This window comes from Mediterraneibacter massiliensis, assembly GCF_001487105.1.
GTDB classification, from domain to species: Bacteria; Bacillota; Clostridia; order Lachnospirales; family Lachnospiraceae; genus Mediterraneibacter; species Mediterraneibacter massiliensis.
Genome location: NZ_LN913001.1, coordinates 417,645 through 435,828 on the forward strand (window position 1 = coordinate 417,645; position 18,184 = coordinate 435,828).

Annotated in this window: 15 protein-coding genes; 10 read left to right on the forward strand and 5 right to left on the reverse strand. The window is 43.8% G+C overall.

The window, feature by feature from the left end; all coding sequences use genetic code 11:
* The first annotated feature begins 29 nt into the window (after window positions 1–29).
* Window positions 30–2,213: a serine hydrolase gene (locus tag BN3282_RS06135; RefSeq protein ID WP_059067492.1), complete on the forward strand. Its 2,184-nt coding sequence runs from the start codon at window positions 30–32 to the stop codon at window positions 2,211–2,213.
* 172 nt (window positions 2,214–2,385) lie between these two features.
* Here the strand turns inward: BN3282_RS06135 and BN3282_RS06140 are convergent, their stop codons facing one another.
* Genes BN3282_RS06140 through BN3282_RS06155 form a run of 4 tightly spaced genes read right to left on the reverse strand, consistent with a single transcriptional unit; the run spans window position 2,386 to window position 6,584 of the window.
* Entirely contained in the window at window positions 2,386–3,225 is an 840-nt protein-coding gene (locus BN3282_RS06140) for an alpha/beta hydrolase (RefSeq protein WP_059067494.1), read from the reverse strand.
* 36 nt (window positions 3,226–3,261) lie between these two features.
* Window positions 3,262–4,722, reverse strand: a complete 1,461-nt coding sequence (gtfA, locus tag BN3282_RS06145) for a sucrose phosphorylase (RefSeq protein ID WP_059067496.1) — start codon at window positions 4,720–4,722, stop codon at window positions 3,262–3,264.
* Between the two features lie 13 nt (window positions 4,723–4,735).
* Complete coding sequence (locus BN3282_RS06150; RefSeq protein WP_059067499.1) at window positions 4,736–5,617, reverse strand: carbohydrate ABC transporter permease; 882 nt, start codon at window positions 5,615–5,617, stop codon at window positions 4,736–4,738.
* Window positions 5,618–5,636: 19 nt separating this feature from the next.
* Window positions 5,637–6,584, reverse strand: a complete 948-nt coding sequence (locus BN3282_RS06155) for an ABC transporter permease (RefSeq protein ID WP_059067500.1) — start codon at window positions 6,582–6,584, stop codon at window positions 5,637–5,639.
* Window positions 6,585–6,881: 297 nt separating this feature from the next.
* Here BN3282_RS06155 and BN3282_RS06160 point away from each other — a divergent pair, with 297 nt between their 5' ends.
* The 9 genes from BN3282_RS06160 to BN3282_RS06200 all read left to right on the forward strand — a co-directional run bounded on the left by BN3282_RS06160 (window position 6,882) and on the right by BN3282_RS06200 (window position 17,513).
* Complete coding sequence (locus tag BN3282_RS06160; RefSeq protein ID WP_162858222.1) at window positions 6,882–8,402, forward strand: ABC transporter substrate-binding protein; 1,521 nt, start codon at window positions 6,882–6,884, stop codon at window positions 8,400–8,402.
* A 92-nt stretch (window positions 8,403–8,494) separates the two neighbouring features.
* Window positions 8,495–9,694: an MFS transporter gene (locus BN3282_RS06165; RefSeq protein WP_059067504.1), complete on the forward strand. Its 1,200-nt coding sequence runs from the start codon at window positions 8,495–8,497 to the stop codon at window positions 9,692–9,694.
* On the forward strand, window positions 9,678–11,198 hold the full coding sequence (locus tag BN3282_RS06170) for a serine hydrolase domain-containing protein (protein ID WP_059067506.1): 1,521 nt from the start codon (window positions 9,678–9,680) through the stop codon (window positions 11,196–11,198). Before BN3282_RS06165 ends, BN3282_RS06170 begins: the two co-directional genes overlap by 17 nt.
* Window positions 11,195–12,571 (forward strand): MATE family efflux transporter, encoded by a 1,377-nt coding sequence (locus BN3282_RS06175; RefSeq protein ID WP_059067508.1) that lies wholly within the window; start codon window positions 11,195–11,197, stop codon window positions 12,569–12,571. Before BN3282_RS06170 ends, BN3282_RS06175 begins: the two co-directional genes overlap by 4 nt.
* On the forward strand, window positions 12,564–14,036 hold the full coding sequence (locus tag BN3282_RS06180; RefSeq protein ID WP_059067510.1) for a CE1 family esterase: 1,473 nt from the start codon (window positions 12,564–12,566) through the stop codon (window positions 14,034–14,036). Before BN3282_RS06175 ends, BN3282_RS06180 begins: the two co-directional genes overlap by 8 nt.
* 49 nt (window positions 14,037–14,085) lie before the next feature.
* Window positions 14,086–14,967, forward strand: coding sequence for a polysaccharide deacetylase family protein (locus BN3282_RS06185; protein ID WP_059067512.1), 882 nt, complete (start codon window positions 14,086–14,088; stop codon window positions 14,965–14,967).
* Window positions 14,968–14,991: 24 nt separating this feature from the next.
* Window positions 14,992–15,609, forward strand: a complete 618-nt coding sequence (locus tag BN3282_RS06190) for a YesL family protein (protein ID WP_059067514.1) — start codon at window positions 14,992–14,994, stop codon at window positions 15,607–15,609.
* Window positions 15,610–15,648: 39 nt separating this feature from the next.
* Window positions 15,649–16,524 (forward strand): alpha/beta hydrolase, encoded by an 876-nt coding sequence (locus tag BN3282_RS06195; protein WP_162858223.1) that lies wholly within the window; start codon window positions 15,649–15,651, stop codon window positions 16,522–16,524.
* Window positions 16,525–16,550: 26 nt separating this feature from the next.
* Window positions 16,551–17,513, forward strand: coding sequence for a Gfo/Idh/MocA family protein (locus BN3282_RS06200; protein ID WP_059067518.1), 963 nt, complete (start codon window positions 16,551–16,553; stop codon window positions 17,511–17,513).
* 41 nt (window positions 17,514–17,554) lie between these two features.
* Here the strand turns inward: BN3282_RS06200 and BN3282_RS06205 are convergent, their stop codons facing one another.
* Complete coding sequence (locus BN3282_RS06205; protein ID WP_059067520.1) at window positions 17,555–18,178, reverse strand: V-type ATP synthase subunit D; 624 nt, start codon at window positions 18,176–18,178, stop codon at window positions 17,555–17,557.
* Window positions 18,179–18,184: the final 6 nt, after the last annotated feature.

Here is an 18,184-nt window from a genome sequence, read left to right on the forward strand (position 1 = left end):
ATTTGATAAAAAAGAGGGTATTGTTCAATATGGCAACGATTAAAGATGTAGCAAAACATGCAGGCGTTTCGATTGCGACTGTATCTAGAATCATTAACAATAGGGGGCCGATCAGTGAGAAGACGAGGAAGAAAGTATATGCTTCTATGAAAGCCTTGCAGTATCAGCCGAATGAGATGGCACGTGCCTTACAGAAGAAAAAGAGCAATATCATTGGCTTGATCGTGCCCTCTATACAGTACTCTTTTTTTGGTAAACTGATCGAGGCAGTGGAGTCAGTATGTCAGCAAAATGGCTATAAGTTGATGCTTTGTAGGACTGGAGAGAACGAAAGTCGGGAGATAGAGATGGTAGCTATGCTGGAGGCTAATAAAGTGGATGGGATCATCGTGTGCAGCCGGTTAGGTGATACCGCGATTTACACTGGAAAGATGAGCATGCCTATTGTCAGTATTGACAGAGAGATACAAGGCTTGTCTGTAGTGACTTCCGATAATTATGCCGGAGGCGTTTTGGCAGCAGAAGAATTGTATGCGGCAGGCTGTTCCAATCCGGCATTGTTTGGAGATAAAACACCGGAGTATATGGCTATGCATGGAAGAAATATTGGGTTTTTCAATCGCTGTAAAAGTCTGGGCGTAACGGCGCATTATTTTCCGGCTTCCTGTGATGCGGAAGATAAAGCAGAAGTGGAAAGGCTTTTTTTGCAGGGCTTGAAAGCGTATCCGCAGACAGACGGGATATTTATCACAGGAGATGCTTTGGCGGCCAGTCTGTTTTGTGGTACGAAGATAAAACAGAAGAAAATATTTGACAAGTTTCCGATCCTTTCTTACGACGGGCTGGAATTTTCTGAATTATTGGACATCACTTCTGTTGCGCAGCCTGTCTATGAGATGGGAGCGGCCGCAGCAGTGCAGCTGATGAAAGAGATTGAGAAACGAGAGAGACCAAGACGTATGATCCTCCCGGTACGCCTGATCAGACGAAAAAGCACGCAAAATGACAAGAAGGGCGGTAAAATAAGGAATATGGATTTTAAGGAGTTAACAGAATATATAGATTCTTTGTACAAGAAATATGGTATCCCGGCAGTAGATTGTAAGATCACAAAGGAACATGAAACGGTATATCGTCATATGGCAGGATATGCCAATTATGAAAGAACATCTAAAGTCAGCAAAGAAACAATCTATCGTTTGTTTTCTGCTACAAAAGTGGTCACTATGACAGCGGTGATGCAGCAAATAGAACAAGGAAAGATAGAATTATACGATGAAGTGAGAAAATATCTCCCGGAATTCGGGCAGATGAAAGTCGCAGACCAATTTGAGTTTGGCTTTCCTGTAAAGTGGCCGACTTCTGATGAGCCGTGCCATTATGCGCATCATGCAATACGGATCATTGATCTGATGACGATGACAGGCGGTCTGTCTTATGATCTGAACGCAAAAGAAATACAAGAAATCTGCAGAGAGTCCGGCAACAAGGCGACAACAAGAGAAGTGATGAAGGCCATTGCCAAAATGCCGCTTGCTTATGAGCCAGGCACCAGATTCTGCTATAGCTTATGTCACGATGTTCTTGCAGCTGTGGTAGAAGTTGTGTCGGGGGAACGGTACGGCGACTACGTAAAGAAACATATTTTTGAACCTTTGGGTATACAGGACTTTTATTTCCATTTTGACAAAGACGAACAGACGGCATCCAGGATCTGTGCATTATATAAGGGTGTGTTTGGCACAGATGATATTGTGCCGGATGACGGGAGTCTTTCAGATGGCTTTAAGATTACGGAAAATTATGAAAGCGGCGGCGCCGGATTAGCAGGTACAGTCGATGCATACAGCGCTTTTATAGAGGCTTTGTGTAATGGAGGCGTGGGGGCGAATGGCGCGCGGATCCTTTCTGAAGAATCAGTCAGGATGTTCACGGTGCCATATACGACAGGACAGATGAGTAAAGATTTTGCGGCCACCGGCAAGAAGGGATATGAATACGGATTGGGAGTCAGAGTCCTGACAGACGAAAGATATGCCAAATCTCCGGTCGGTGAATTTGGCTGGGACGGAGCGGCAGGAGCCTATGTCTTGATCGATTCAGTGAATCATATCAGTATCTTTTATACACAGCATGTGGTTGGGTTTCCGAAGGTTTATAGTGAAATACATCCGCAGATCAGAGACATTGCCTATCGGTGTATGGGATATTAAGTAGGAAAGAAATCATAGATTAAGAAGAGTAATAAGAATCTCTCGTAGAAAACCAAGTGTGAAAAATATGGTTTTCTACGGGAGATTCTTATTTTAAGATCTAGGGACTAAAAATCGGTATTAATCGACAGTCTCTTCTGCTCGTCGCAGAGCATGATAAGAAAAACAGGATCTAAAAAGGATTACCGCAGCTGTCTTCCGTCAGACCGAAGAAAGTCAGGGCTTCCTGAATGGCAAGATCCCAGAATCTCCATTCATGTTTATAGTTTGGCAGATCAAACCAGTGGACATCCAGCCCGATTTCTCGGCAGTGTTTCTGGAAGATCTGATATCTTTCATAGAGAAGTGCGTCATCGTGCCCACAGGCAAACATAAGGCGAGGAAGTTTTTTGGAAGGAGCCAGTTGGTCAATCAACGCCCAGACATTTTCTTCAGAATTTACATAGGCATCAAAACCGCCTGCATTTTGGATGGTCTGTACCATGCGGGGATTAGCGGTGTCCATGATCATACAGGGATGTCCGGGACGCAATTCATCAAAAGGAACAGGAACGGCGGAAAGAACAGCTGCTGCGGCAAATAATTCCGGGTAATTTACCGCGAATTTGATCGTACCGCGTCCGCCCATGGAAAGACCGGCGATAAAGTTATCTTCCCGTTTGTCAGAAACAGGAAGCCAACCGTAGACCAGAGGCATAAGTTCTTTGGTGAAATAGTCATACATATTGTAGCCCATCATAGCGTCTGGCCAGTTGGAATAATTGGAATTTAAAGCGCTAGGGCATACGACAACGAGATCTCTTTCTGCTGCGTAGAGCTCGATGTTGGTTTTGCGTATCCAGTCCGTATGATCTCCGAATGTACCGTGCAAAAGCCAGAGGACTTTATATTTCTTGCCGCTGCGGTAAAATTCTTCCGGGGAAATATCTCTCTTTTTATCCGGCAGAATCACGGTGATCGTATGATTGTTATTTAAATATTGGCTTTCAAAGTTATATGTTAAAAGTGACATAATAACCTCCTTTATATAGCGATAGTATTAGTGCTGTTACAGTGTGCAGTCTCTTTTGGAAAGTACGTCATAATAGGTTATGCGGTAGGTAAGTGTCCTGAAGTCCGCTTCCAAAGTTGTGTGGAAAATATCTTTTTTCCATGTGATCGTCAGTGTGCCGTCCTTTTTATCGTCACCGATCTCTATATCCCCATCAAAAGCTTCATATGTATTTCTAAAACGCATCAGCTTGTACAATTGCTGACAGACCGGTTTTTGCACAGCTGTGTCAATTTCTGCCCGGGTAAACGTATGCCGGTTGATAGTGCGCGGATCTGGGTTAGTCTTCATACTTTCTATGTCATTTTCTCCTGCCAAAAGTCCTACATAATAGACTTGCGGGATCCCGGGAGCATAAAACTGTACGGCCCTTGCGATCAGATACGCATTGTCATCACAGCGCAGCGCAGAATAGTAGGTACAACCGAGCTGGTAACTTTTAAATTTTCCTCCGTCTGTTTTGATCATGCTGGGTAGTTTAATGTAAGGTTTGGCTGCTTTTGTAATATCGTCTACATCGTCTCTGACGAGATCGATTTCTTCTTCTGTCAGCAGACCGGCTACATCGACTACACCGATCCCGTCATGGGTATCTAGCGTAGTGAATTGTTTGCGGGGGCATATGCGCAGCCAATGGATCAGCCGATCGGTCCGTCCACTTTTCAGACCATGGAGAAGCAGCATAGGAAGAGCAAAATCATAGACCCAGTATCCTTTATCGGCCATTTTCAGTTGAATCTGATAATTTTCATGTATTTCCGGCAGCATTTGTGTATCTGTTTCACGCAGGGGCTTCATGCCGATCTCCAGGACTTCCCAAATTTCTGGTTCTACAAAAAAGCAGGAAGTACCGGGCCGTTTGGAGGCATAAGCAAATGCGTCGAAACGGATGAGAGGAACATGTTTTTTTAAAGTGCCTAGATTTCTTGCATAGTAGTCTTGTGTCGCCTCTGCATAGGGATCGATATCGATCTGTTCTTCAAAAAAAGTATTCCAAAGATGAACCGTTTTGCCGTCCTTTCTTGTAAAGGAGATATAGGGGTAGTTTGCTTTTCTGCGGTATAATTTATGATACTGTTCTTCTGTAGGATTTCCATCCGGCCAGAATTCTTCCCAGTGTATGAACATATCCCGGTAAGGAGAAGCGTCACCGCGCTCCATATAGTCTTTAAATTCCGCAGACCGGATAGAGATATGGTTCAGCATAAAATCGGCCATCATATAATATTTATCTGCCAGCCGGTCGATATCGTTCCAATCTCCAAAGGCAGGGTCTACAGAGTCGTAATTGATCACAGCAAATCCACGGTCCCCGGAAGACGGATAAAAGGGCAGGATATGCAGTCCTCCGATGCAGCCCGGAAACTGCTTATCCAGGATTTCGTCGAGCTCTTTTAAATTTTTACTCATGCTGTCTGCATAGGTGATCAACATGATGGTATTTTCAATTTTTTTCATAGTCTCCTCCTTTTTAACCTTTTACGGAACCAACAGTGATCCCTTTAGCAAAAGACTTCTGGAAGAAGGGATACGCAAGCAATATCGGCAGAAGCGCGATCACAGCCAATGCCATACGGATACTTACACTGGGAAGTTCTGTGATCTTAACACTGGGATCTGTATGGGTCTGCAAAAAGGAGATATTACTAAGTACGGAGTTTAGATAATTTTGGATTCCATAAAGTTCCCGTTTGGTATGGATAAAGTAAATACCGTTTGTCCAGTTATTCCAATAAGCGATGGCTGTCATCAGACCGATGGTCCCAATGATCGGTTTAGACATGGGAACTACGACTTTGATCAGCGTATGCATTTCACTTGAGCCGTCGATGGTAGCAGCCTCGATGACTTCATTGGGTACATTTGAATTGATGTATGTACGTACCATGATGACAAAGAAAGCGTTCATTAGCAGATAGGGAACGATAAGTGCCCAGATCGTGTCCGTAATATGGAAGATATTGGAGTAGATTAAATAGGTCGGGACAAATCCACCATTAAAAAGCATAGTGAAGAACAGGATAAAAGAGATAATCCGTCTTCCCGGCAGGTCTTTGCGAGACAGTGGGTAGGCAAACAGCATGGTCATGATGACACTTGCTAATGTGCCGAATCCTGTTACGAAAAGGCTGACCCCGTAAGCGCGCAGTATATCACCTTTTACACTCCAGATATATTTATAGGCTGCCAGAGAAAATTCAGATGGAATAAAGGAATACCCCTCTTTTATCAATGCGGCCTCAGAAGTAAAGGAGCTAGAAATCAACAAAACAAATGGAAGGATACACGCCAATACAAATAGGGTCATGAGAACTCCCATTACAAAACGAAAAATTTTATTCTTACAAATCATGAAAAATTCCTCCTGTCAATTAGAATAGGCTGCTGTCTTTATCTATTTTAGAAACAACGAAGTTAGCGGTGAATACACAGACAAAACCTAAAATAGACTGCAGGAAGCCTCCGGCTGTAGAGCGTCCGATATCATTTAATTCCAACAAGGCACGGTAAACATATGTATCGATGGTCTGCGTTGTAGAATAAAGAAGGCCGCTGTTCATAGGCACCTGATAGAACAGACCGAAGTCGGAATAACAAATACGTCCGATGGCGAGCAGGATCAGGATGATGATCGTTGGCTTTAACGCGGGAAGCGTGATGTGGCGTATCTGCGCCCAGATACCCGCCCCGTCTACGGCAGCAGCTTCATAGTAGGATTTGTCGATACCGATCAAAGTGGAATAATATAGGATAGAACTGTATCCGAAGGACATCCACAAATATACCAGTACGATGATGACAGGCCAGTATTTTGCTTCATTGTACCAACTGATCGGATCGATCCCGAATAGCGGCAATATAGTGTTGTTCATAAAACCGTTATTTCCGCTTAAAAATGCAAATACAATATAGCTGATGATAACAGTTGAGAGCAGATACGGGATTAAAATGATCACCTGGCTGAATCGTTTGAAAAATTTATTATAGATAGAATCCAGACAGATTGCCACAAATACACCCAATGCATTTCCGATAAAGATAAAAGCGAGATTATAAAGGATTGTATTTCTAAATATCAGGAAAGCATCTTTCGTACCAAATAGAAATTTAAAGTTGTCCCATCCACACCAGGGGCTGTCGAAAAGTCCGATGGAATAGTTGACTTTCTTAAATGCCAGGGACAGTCCGGCCATGGGCAGATAATTGTTGATGATCAGATAGATCAGACCCGGTACTAACATGAGGTATAAGGGCATATAGCGTTTCATGCGCCGGAGCGAGAACTTACGCTTTTGAGTTTTAGTTTTTGCTAGTTTCATAGAAAACCTCCTTAAAATGTATCATTCCTTCTGTTTAAGTACTAATGTATAGAAAAAATGCACAAAAATCTATCAAAAAACAGCTGTAAACTGTCGAAATTCAGTTGTTGGATAGAATGAAAAAAGGATATTTGGTGAAAATAGAAAATAATTTTTTGAAAATATTAAAAAATTGATGATTTGAGACAAAAAAACGATAGAGACAAAAATAGAAGATTTGCTATGATGTCAATGCAAGACATCGAAACGATGATGAAGAAGCATTACAAAAATGCAAAGAGAAGAGGAGGAAAGGTTATGAAGAAGCGGTTAGTTGCAAGTTTACTTGCAGCCAGTATGGTAGCGGCTCTGTTTACCGGATGCGGCTCATCCGACAAGGATAAGGGAAAGGAAGCAAAAAAGACAGACGGCGACTATCCGGTGATCCGAATGGCGTATTCTGTAGTATTCCCATCACCGGACGAAGAAGCGATTGAGGAGGAACTAAATAAGATTCTGCGTGAAGAAGCGCAGGCAGAAGTGGATCTTGTAGGGGTGGAATTTGGAAACTGGGCAACACAGCTGAATCTGATGCTGACAGGAGGCGGAGAAGATTCCCTCGATTTGTTTAACTCTTTCTGGTATACATCCGTATCTAATCTTGTCGCAAATGGCCAGGCTATGGCCCTGGATGATTTAATCGAATCAGACGGGGCTGAGATCAAAGAATTATTTGCAGATGGAATGGAAGAATATTACGACTGTGGAAAGATAGACGGCAAACAGTACGGAATCCCATGTATGTATTCTTATTGTACAGAAAATCTGTATTTGGTAAAGGCAGAGGACGCACAGGCAGCAGGCGTGGAAGTGAAGCCGGATACAGCAGTTGGTATTGATGAGTTTTCCGATACACTTTTGAAATTAAAAGAAACGAATCCGGATAGTTATTATGTTCCGGGCTCTACAGAGGCATATTGGATACCGAAAAGTATTGACTATTTAGGAGACACTAATTATCTCGGCGTATTGACGAATCCTACGGAAAGTACGACAGTAGAGAACTTTTATGAATCAGAGTATTTCTTAAACTGGCTGGATCATGTCAAAGAATGGAAAGAAGCAGGCGTAATCAGTCCGGATCCTCTTAGCAATAACAATGCGACTCTTGTGAACCTGCTGATGGGAGTCGTAAACGGAACACCGGGATATGGCTGGGATACAGAAATAACTACAGAAATAAATGCGGCGACCAATAATCTGGAACTGGAAGGCATCCAGGTAACAGACGCGTTATCTACAACAAGTGATGCGACTACATATATGTGGCATATCAGTTCTTTCTGCGAAGAACCTGAAGCAGCGATGCGTATTTTAAAGGTGCTTTATACGAATCCGGAAGCGTCACAGCTGGTTGCAAATGGTGTGGAAGGTTTGGATTATGAATTGGACGAAAATGGACAGATGGTCTATCCGGAAGGAAAGAGCAGCATGTCTGATCTTGGATGGGCAGCATCTTCTATGGCATATTGGCCAAATGTCATGCTTTGCAAGACATGGGCTTGGGAACCGGAAGATATCTATGACCAGATGTTAGAAAAGAATAAAACTTGCGATAAATCTCTGGCATTAGGCTTTTCCTTTGATTCTACCAAGGTGGCAGATCAAATGACAGCCTGCGCAAATGTAGTTGCTCAGTATTACACTCCGCTGATGTACGGAGAGGTGGATATTGATTCTACACTGCCGCAGTTCCAGGCAGATCTTAAGACAGCGGGAATCGATGATATTATCGCAGAAAAGCAGGCGCAGCTTGACGCTTGGCTGGCAGAACAATAAACCGGAGGAAAAGGCGGTATAGATGAGGGAGGGCAATGCCCTCTCTCAATTTTTCAGCATATTACTTAAAATAGTAAAGGGTTAGGTAGATTATGAAAGATAGATTGTGGAATAAACATTACATACTGGTATTGATCGTAAATACACTGAATGCATTTTCATTCTATATGATCGCTACGATTCTTTCCAAGTATCTGGTCAATATCGGGACAACAGTTGCGGCTGCGGGCTTTATTGTGGGATTGTTTTCTCTGACGTCCTTATTCTGCAGACCGTTCAGTGGGATTATGGCAGATAGATTGAGTAATGTCACTCTTTTAAAATGGAGTAATGTGCTTATGGGAATCGGTCTGTTGGGTTTTACATTTACGACAGAAATTCCTCTTCTGATCGGTTTTCGTATTATCAATGGAATTGGCTTTGCTCTGTCGGGGACTTGTCAGATATCCTTGGCATCCCAGTATATCCCTCCTAATAAGATGGGAGAAGGCATCGGATATCTGGGACTGGGAATGGTAGTAGGCTCAGCGATCGCACCGGGATTCGGATTGTCGATCGCAGATACGCTGGGAATGAAGGCGACATTTTTGATCGCTGCCCTTCTGACTGTGGCGGCCTATGTGATCTTATGCTTTTTCCATGAGACAAAGAAGAAAAGTACAGTCAAAAAGAAGATCAGTTTTACGGATATTATAGCGGTAAAAGCGCTTCCCTTTACATTGGTAGCGGGTTCCTATTCGTTTGTAAATGGGATCATAGCGTCTTATCTGGTCATGTATGCAGATGAAATCGGCGTAAAGGGCGTCAGCCTTTACTTTACAGTCTGTGCTGTAGTGCTGTTTATTATCCGTCCTTTCTCAGGCAAATTGATGGACAAGAAGGGGATACGGATCACAGTCTTGCCGGGGCTGATACTGACGGCGTCTTCCATGTTTATATTAGGAAGGAGCAAGACCTTATTTTTTATCCTATTGACAGGGGTGCTTCGTTCGTTAGGACAAGGCGCTGCCCAGCCGTCCCTGCAGGCAGGATGTATCAATGAAGTGGGGAAAGACAAAAGTGGGGTGGCGACAAGCACCTATTATCTGGGCGGAGATATCTGTCAGGGGGTCGGCCCTATGATCGGAGGGTTTGTGGTACAGATGTTTGCCGGAACAACAGGATATACAGCTATATTTGATATTTGCGGAATGTTATTGTTAGGTGCGCTTGTTTTTTTCTTTTATATTACGAGGAGCAAGAAAGAAAAAGCAGAATATGGGAAAGGAGAACAGCATGGGGCAGCAGTTTGAATTAGAGAGGATATCACCTGAAAAAGCAGGGATACACAGTGGACAGGTAAAGAAATGTATAGAAAAACTTATGAATGAATGGAGTCATATGAATGGCTTTATGGCGGCCAGATATGGGAAAGTCTTTGCGGAATGCTTTTGGTCTCCCTTCCACAAAGACTTAGTCCATTCCAATCATTCATTGGGAAAAACATATACAGGGACAGCCATCGGGATTGCGCTGAGGGAAGGAAAACTTTCATTGGATGAGAAAATGGCAGATATATTTCAGGATGAGATACAAGAGAAAAAGATAGAACTTACGGAATATGCCAAAGAAATCACGATACGAAATGTTTTGACAATGACAAATGGGCATGCTCATCATCCTGAAATGGGAGAGAATTGGCTGGAAAATTATTTTCGGACACCTGTAACGCATAAACCGGGAACAAAATTTTTGTATAATACGTCGGGAGCCTGTATGCTGGCAGCGGTGATCAAAAAGAAGACGGGACAGAATGTAAAAGAGTATCTGACGCCAAGGTTATTTCAGGAAATAGGCATTGATCCGGAGCGGTTTGTGTGGTTGAAATGGCCGGATGGGATAGATGCGGAACCCGGCACCTTTTCTACTACGGAAGATAATCTAAGATTGTGCTTATTGTATTTAAATGGTGGAAAATGGAATGGAAAACAAATAGTAGATCCTCAATTTATAAAAGAAGCGTTGTCTGTACAGATTTCTACTCAGGACGCGCCTGAACAGAAAGACGGAAGATGCGGATATGGATATCAATTGTGGGCTTGCAGTATTCCAGGTGTATACAGATTTGACGGTGGTCAGGGACAGTATGGTATCCTCTGGCCGGAAAAAGGAATCGCAGTCGCAGTCCATGAAGGCGCTATTGTGCCTTATGGACCACAGAGAACTCTAGATGTGATCGAAGAAGAACTTCTTTTAAAGATGGAAGAAGGAGAACTGGAAGAAGAACCTGCCGCATATGCGGAACTGTTGGATTTTGAAAAAAATAGGAAATATAAACCGGACTGCGCCAATACTATCCGGCCTGCTGTAGAGTTGAGCGGCAGATATAAGGTGACAGAGGGCGATCCTAATCCGTGGCTGGGACTGGCGCCTCCGGGCAGAGAGGATATGTTTATTCCATACAGGGATAAACAGAAGAAAAGCAAAATAGAATCTTTTACACTGGAAATACAGGAGGATATGTGTAAATTCGAGGTGAACGGATATGCAGAGTTTATTGCGCGTATGGATGGGCAGCTGGAACTTAAGCATACAGATAACGTGTTTCCAAAGCTTACTGCATACAGTGCGACAGCAAGGTTTATAAACGGGTATACGCTGGAGATCAAGATCCACTGGCTGAACAGCTGGACAGGCACGGTGATGCGGTTCGAAAAACAAAGAGATACGATGTATATGACGGCGTTAAAATACAGAGCCAACCAGGAGGATGATTGGCTGGTTTATAAAGGAAAAGCCAGGAGAGAAGATTTATGAAACTGTTTACATCGGATAAGAACTTTTATCGAAAGACGATCCGGCTGGCAGTTCCGATCACCCTGCAGTGTCTGATCTCGATCAGCGTAAACATGATGGATAATATCATGGTAGGAGCATTAGGAGAGAATGCGCTGTCGGCGGTATCCTTGGCAAACCAGTTTATCAATATCTTTACCTTTGCCTGCATGGGGCTGGGGCAAGGTGCGTCTATCCTGGCAACCCGTTTCTGGGGAATGAAAGATACAGACGCATTGAAAAAGGTGATATCCATAGCTTTGCGGTATTGTATCGTGATCAGCCTGCTGTTCACGGCAGTGACTTTGTTTTTTCCGGAGTTTATCATGCGCATGTATATTGCAGATGCGGCAGTTATAGCAGAAGGCCTGCGGTATTTACAGATATCGGTGTACTGTTATATTTTCTACGGTCTGTCGCTGATCGGAGCAAACATACTGCGGAGTATCGGGCAGGTAAAAGTTCCGTTGTATACGGCGATCCTTGCGTTTTTTATAAATGTAGGGTTTAATTATGTGTTTATATTCGGAAAGCTAGGATTTCCCGCTATGGGGACAAAAGGCGCTGCGCTCGGTACGCTTTTTGCACGGATATTAGAGTTTGGGATCACATTTGGTTATCTGCTCTGTAAAGAGAAACATATTCGTTACAGACTACGGGATATTTTTCTTAGGAGCACGCATTTAAACCAGGAATTTATCAAGGTGGCGCTGCCTGTTATGGTCAGCGATACGCTGCAGGGTTTTGGAAATCATCTGATCGCGATGGTGACAGGCAGGATAGGAGCAGCCTTTGTATCGGCCTATTCGATCACAACGGTGATCCAGCAGCTGAGCAGTGTTTTGACCCAGGGCATTGCGCAGTCCAGCAGTATTGTGATCGGACATACACTGGGAAGAGGAGAACGGAATAAGGCAAAGGAAGAGGCAAATGCTTTTGTCGGACTGGGCATGATCGTAGGTGCCGCGGCGGGGGTTCTGATCCTTCTGGTGGCCAACCCAATCATTGCCTGTTACAACATTACAGAGACAACGAGACAGATGGCACAGCAGCTTATGTATGCCATAGCTTTTATTATCTTTTTCCGCTCGATCAACAGTATACTCACGAAAGGGGTACTAAGAGGAGGCGGAGACACGAGATTTCTTATGGTCGCAGATATTTTGTTCTTATGGATCGCAAGTGTGCCGTTGGGATACTTGGCAGGAGTTGTCTGTAAGGCGCCGGCATTCTGGATATATTGTGCGCTGAAGATAGATGAGATCTTGAAATGTATATTATGTTATTACAGACTGCGCAATGAAAAATGGATCAAAAAAATAAGCGCAGAGAAAGGAGAGACTGTTTATGAATGATAAAATACAGCTGCTGGCAGGGATTCCGGATGATGACAACAGGGAATATCTGCCGGAAAAATTGAAAGACAGTGAGATTGTTGTCAATGAAAATGGAAATAATTCACAGGTGTATCCGAAAAATTTAAAAGAAATGAAAGCATGCCTGGTGGAGGATGATGTGGAGGATACATGGTATGAATATGTACCGGACAGCTATGATCCTAAGAAAAAGACGCCGCTTGTGTTTTCTATGCATGGCGGTATTATGACGGGATGGGCACAGTGCGTATATACATCATGGTCCCTTGTGGCAGACAGGGAAGGTTTTATCGTGGTATATCCCAATGCTCATAGCCGCAGATTCTGGCAGATAGAATGTGAGAGGAGATTATTTAAACAACTGTCAGAGCCAAACGAAGAAGGCATATATATGCATGACTTTCCGGATGATGTCCATGAAAATAAGGATGTCCGTATGATTTTTCAATTGCTCCATCGGATGAAAGAAAAATATAACATCGATGAGGAACGGGTTTATATGCAGGGCATGTCCTTGGGAAACGCTATGACGGCTATGATGGGAAGGCATTTCGGCAATCGGTTTGCGGCAATGGCAGGATCGGCAGGGCCGAGTACGATTGGACTTTTGTTTGATGAAAAAGATCGGCCCGTCAATGCCGGCGGACCGCTTCCGGTATGGCAGGCGCGGATGGAATTTGACCAGGCGCCTCCGGGAAGTACAGACACTGTGGAAGATGTTGTGGCAAAAAATCGGGAATATTGGCTCAGGATCAATGGGTGCGAGGAACTTCCACAGCTTAAAATATGCGGAGAAAATAATTTTGCTTTTTATAAGGGGAAAAAAGCTGACTATGTATTTCGGGATGTGAAGAATCGAGATCACGGACAGACTTTCGATGAAGCGGAACTTGTATGGGATTATTTCTTTTCTGGTATTAAAAGAAATGAAGATGGAACCAGTGGCTATATGGAACCGGAGATGGCAAGAGAAGGAGACAGATGTGTATTCGCGGCAGCAGAAGGCGGTACTTATGCATGGGTGAACAATGAAAGAGTCAAACTTCCCGCAAAGGCATTGACATGGCAGAAGTTGAAATATCACGGTCTTCATGGAGATGCAAAAGTACGGGGAGAATACTGTATGATACCTGCTGCTTTTTTAGCAGATATGGTGCATGCATCATATGAAGAAAAGGATGGCTGGGGACAGATGAAACTGGAGGACGGCCGGATCTTGCAGATTGCCAGAGGCTGTATCGGGTGTACTTTGGATAACAGAGTACAGGCGATGTTTTGCGAGCCGATCGAACGAGAAGGCATGCTGTATATCTCGGCTGCATGGTTTTGTCAGGAAATCTTGGGGCGGCATGTGTCGGTCTGCAATCATGTGATGTACGCGACGGATCATCCGGCTTCTTTATCTGTGAATATGGCGCGTCTGATCAAAGATCTGCTGAAATAAGAAGCCAGAAAACGAAGAGAGGGAAAACAGGAGCAGACAGGAGGAGATTATGAGTTTACAAGTCAATGACAGGCTTCTTTTTCCAAAGGGGAAAAGGAAGGCATTTACACTGAGTTATGATGATGGGATCCAACAGGACAGGAAGCTGGTGACCTTGCTGGATACCTATCATATCAAAGCGACATTTAATTTGAATCCGGGACTGTTCGGACAAAGAGGAACAGTGGCGGCCGGAAAAAAGGAAGTGCCGCATATTAAATTAGGAGGAGAAGATGCCAGACAAGTATATAAAAATCATGAGATCGCAGCACATGGACAGTACCATGTATGTATGACCGGGATGGATCCGGCTCGTGCTGCCGCCGAGGCATTGGACAGCAGAAGATCGCTGGAAGAATTGCTGCAAAAGCCTGTCACAGGATATGCATATGCATTTGGCGCCCATGACGATACAACACGGCGCGCGCTGCAGGTATCCGGGATCCGATACGCCAGAACGATCACCTCGACATATAGTTTTGCGATCCCACAGGATTTCCTTACTTGGGATCCGACTTGCCATCACAATGATGAGAAGTTATTTGCGCTTGCAGATTCTTTCCTGTCGGATGACCTGTATTTTTCTTTGTTGACACCTGCAAAACTTTTCTATGTGTGGGGGCATAGTTATGAGTTTGATCAATGTGAAAACTGGGAATATATGGAACGGTTTCTTGAGAAGATGAGCGGACATGCAGATGTATGGTATGCGACCAATGGAGAAATACAAGAATATGTAGAAGCATACCGTAGATTAATCTTCAGCGCAGACGCACAGACTGTATATAATCCATCGGCAGTTTCTGTGTATATAGGAGGCATGTTCACGCAGGAATATGTGGAAGTACAGCCAGGAAAAACAGCGGAACTTATACCGCCAGTCAATATGTAAGGCAGTGAGAACAAGGAGGAATATATGGGCTTTTTTAGTGCGGATAATAAAATGATGCAGCTTTTAGATACATTTTTTGAGTATATGCAGCTGCTGTTCCTGAGTCTGGCATTTTCGCTTCCAATCCTTACGATCGGACCGGCTCTTACTGCGAAATATTATACGGCGATGAAGATCGCGCGGAAAGAATCCCCGCATGTTATGCGGGCTTTTTGGAAATCTTTTCGGGAGAATTTTAAGCAGGGGATGCTCCTGGAATTAATCGCTCTGGCAGGGATCCTGATATTAGGAATAGATTGGTACATCGTCTTGCATACGAATTTTGGTCTGCTGTCCTATGTACTGCTGGCGGTGATCGCGGTCGTAACTTTCCTGTCAGCGATCGTAGGGATCTATCTTTTTTCGTTGTTGGCGAGATTTCATGCAGGGACGCTTAGGATCATGAAATGTGCTTTTATGATCGGTATAGGAAAATTCTGGGCAGGCGCTCTTTGTGTACTTTGTAATCTTATGGTACTGATTTTGTGTCTGCGATGGCCCCTCTATGCGTTTTTTATATGGCTGATCGCAGGCGCGCTTGTGCTGGCCGCAAAAAGCCACTTGCTTGCAAACATTCTTAGCAAGTTTGAGCAGGATACATAGAAAATGCAAAGAAATATAAAAGGATGGGAGGAAAAAGTGATGGAAAAATACACCTATCATGACGTAAACCGGCGGGGGACGATCACGAAAATTACATATACGACGACGAATGAAGCGGGAGAACTGAGAGAAAAATATGCGAATATATATCTGCCATATGGGTATGAGCAGGAAGAAAAAAACAAAAAATACAATGTGCTTTATGTCATACATGGAGGCGGAGGCAACCCCGATGCGTGGCTGGATTGCTGCAAGATAAAGAATATGTTGGACTATATGATCGATACAAAAGAGGTGGAACCTCTGCTTGTTGTATTTCCGTCCTTCTATAAAGAAAAAATAGGAAGAAATGGCCCTCCGGTCAGAGATATAGAACGCAGCCGTGTCCTATTTTTCCAAAAAGAATTAAGAGAAGACCTGCTTCCTGCCATAGAAAGTCAGTATCATACCTATACAGAAGAAATAACGCCCGAAGGTTTCCAACGGTCAAGGATGCATAGGGGGATCTGTGGTTTTTCCATGGGAGGAGCAGCGACCTGGTTTGCCTTTTTGCACAATATAAACTATTTTGCCTATTATGTGCCGTTAAGTGGGGATTGTTGGGAAATAGAAGGACAGGGCGGACTGACAAAGCCAGAGGAAACAGCGAGGGCTCTATGTGAGCAGGCGGTATCTTCCGGTTATAAACCAGAGGAATATTTTATCTATACGGCGACCGGAACGAAGGATATTGCGTATGAGGCGTTAAACGGACAAGTCGGTGCGATGCGGAAATACCCGGACATATTTGTGGAGAATGAAGACCTTGCTAAGGGGAATTTTCACTATCTGCTGGCAGAAGGGGAAGTGCACGCATACGAAGCGGTATATCAATATCTGTATCATATATTGCCCTATGTATTTAAAAGAGCGTAAGACTGCATAAAAGAAAGGAAGTTGACATGCTGAATATAGCGATTCTTGGTACGGGAGCCATTGCAGGGAAGATGGCGGAAACGATAGGGAAAATGCAAGATGTCTGCCTGTATGCAGCGGCGTCCAGGACCAAGGAAAAGGCACAGGAATTTGCGGCAAAGTATGCTGTCAGGCGAGCCTTTGAGCGATATGAGGATATGGTAAAGGATCCGAAAGTGGATCTGGTTTATATCGCATCACCTCATAGTATGCATTATGAACATATGAAAATATGCCTGGAATACGGTAAAGCTGTTTTATGTGAAAAACCGTTTGCTGTCTGCGCAAAACAGGCAGAAGAGATTTTTGCGCTGGCAGAGAAAAAAGGCTGTTTTATAACAGAGGCTTTGTGGACAAGATATATGCCTTTTGTGGATAGCCTGCAAGAAATGATAAAGGAAGGGAAAGTTGGCCGTATTTCTTCTATGACAGCGAATCTGGGATATTCTATTCAGCATGTTCCAAGGCTGAGAGAACCCGGAAGCGCGGGCGGAGCACTTTTGGATCTGGGGATATATCTGCTGCATTTTGCAAGGCTTATATTCGGAAGGCAAATAAAACAGTTGTCTTCCACAGCTGTTTTGTCAGAACTGGGTGTGGATCTGGCTGAAGGTATGACGCTGGAATTTGATGAAGGGCGCATAGCGGTACTACATAGCAGTATGTGCGCTGCTTTGGACAGACGCGCAGTCCTGTATGGGGAAGAAGGATATATAGAGATTACGAATATCAATAATCCGGAAAAGATCGCACGGTATGACCGTAGTTATATCTGCCAGGAGCAGATCTATATGCCGGAGCAGATCAGCGGTTTAGAATATGAAGTGGAATGCTGCAGGCAGGCTCTGGAAAACGGATGGAAAGAATGTCCTAAGCTGCCCCATGAGGAAACTTTAGAAGTCCTGCGTCTGATGGATGGGATGCGCAAAGAATGGGGAATGAAATACTAAGACATATGAAATATCCAGAATAGAGAAAAGGGCAGCTAAAGCTACCCTTTTTTCATCTTCATTTTTTTGATCACTTTTAGTCGTGTGAATTCTTCTCTTTCTTTTTCTTCTAACGCATTCGTGATAGTATATACCAATTGAGAGTACATAGGGATCGTGATATTTTGCAATGCGTTGGCACGTTTTTGTGTTTTTTTGATATTAGAGGCTAGCCGATAGGCTGCGTTTTCTACCATGGAAAGTTTGACGGTCAGATCTTTTACCTTGCGGAAAGCTTCCCTGGCAGTATCAATGGACTCGTGCGTTGTTCCAAAGGAATATGTGGGTGTCTTGTCATCAGGAATATATTTTACATGGGGGATTTCGGTACCCATGATACTTCTTGTCTGGATCGTGATCGAATTTTCAATGGGGACGGTGTAGGCGAGCTGATCGACCATGCTGATCCCATGTTCGATATTGGCACGCTGCAGACAGCGATAGGCATACGTAAATGTATTGTCGATCTCGTCCTGTATATTGCGTGCTTCATCGATCAGATCCATCAGTTCCCGGATGAGAATGTTCCGCTTTTTGTCCATCAGATCATATCCTTGCTTTGCAAGAGCAAGAGAGTTCTTTGCCAGCATGAGATTTCCTTTTGTGGGAAAGGTGCGTGGATCCATACAGCT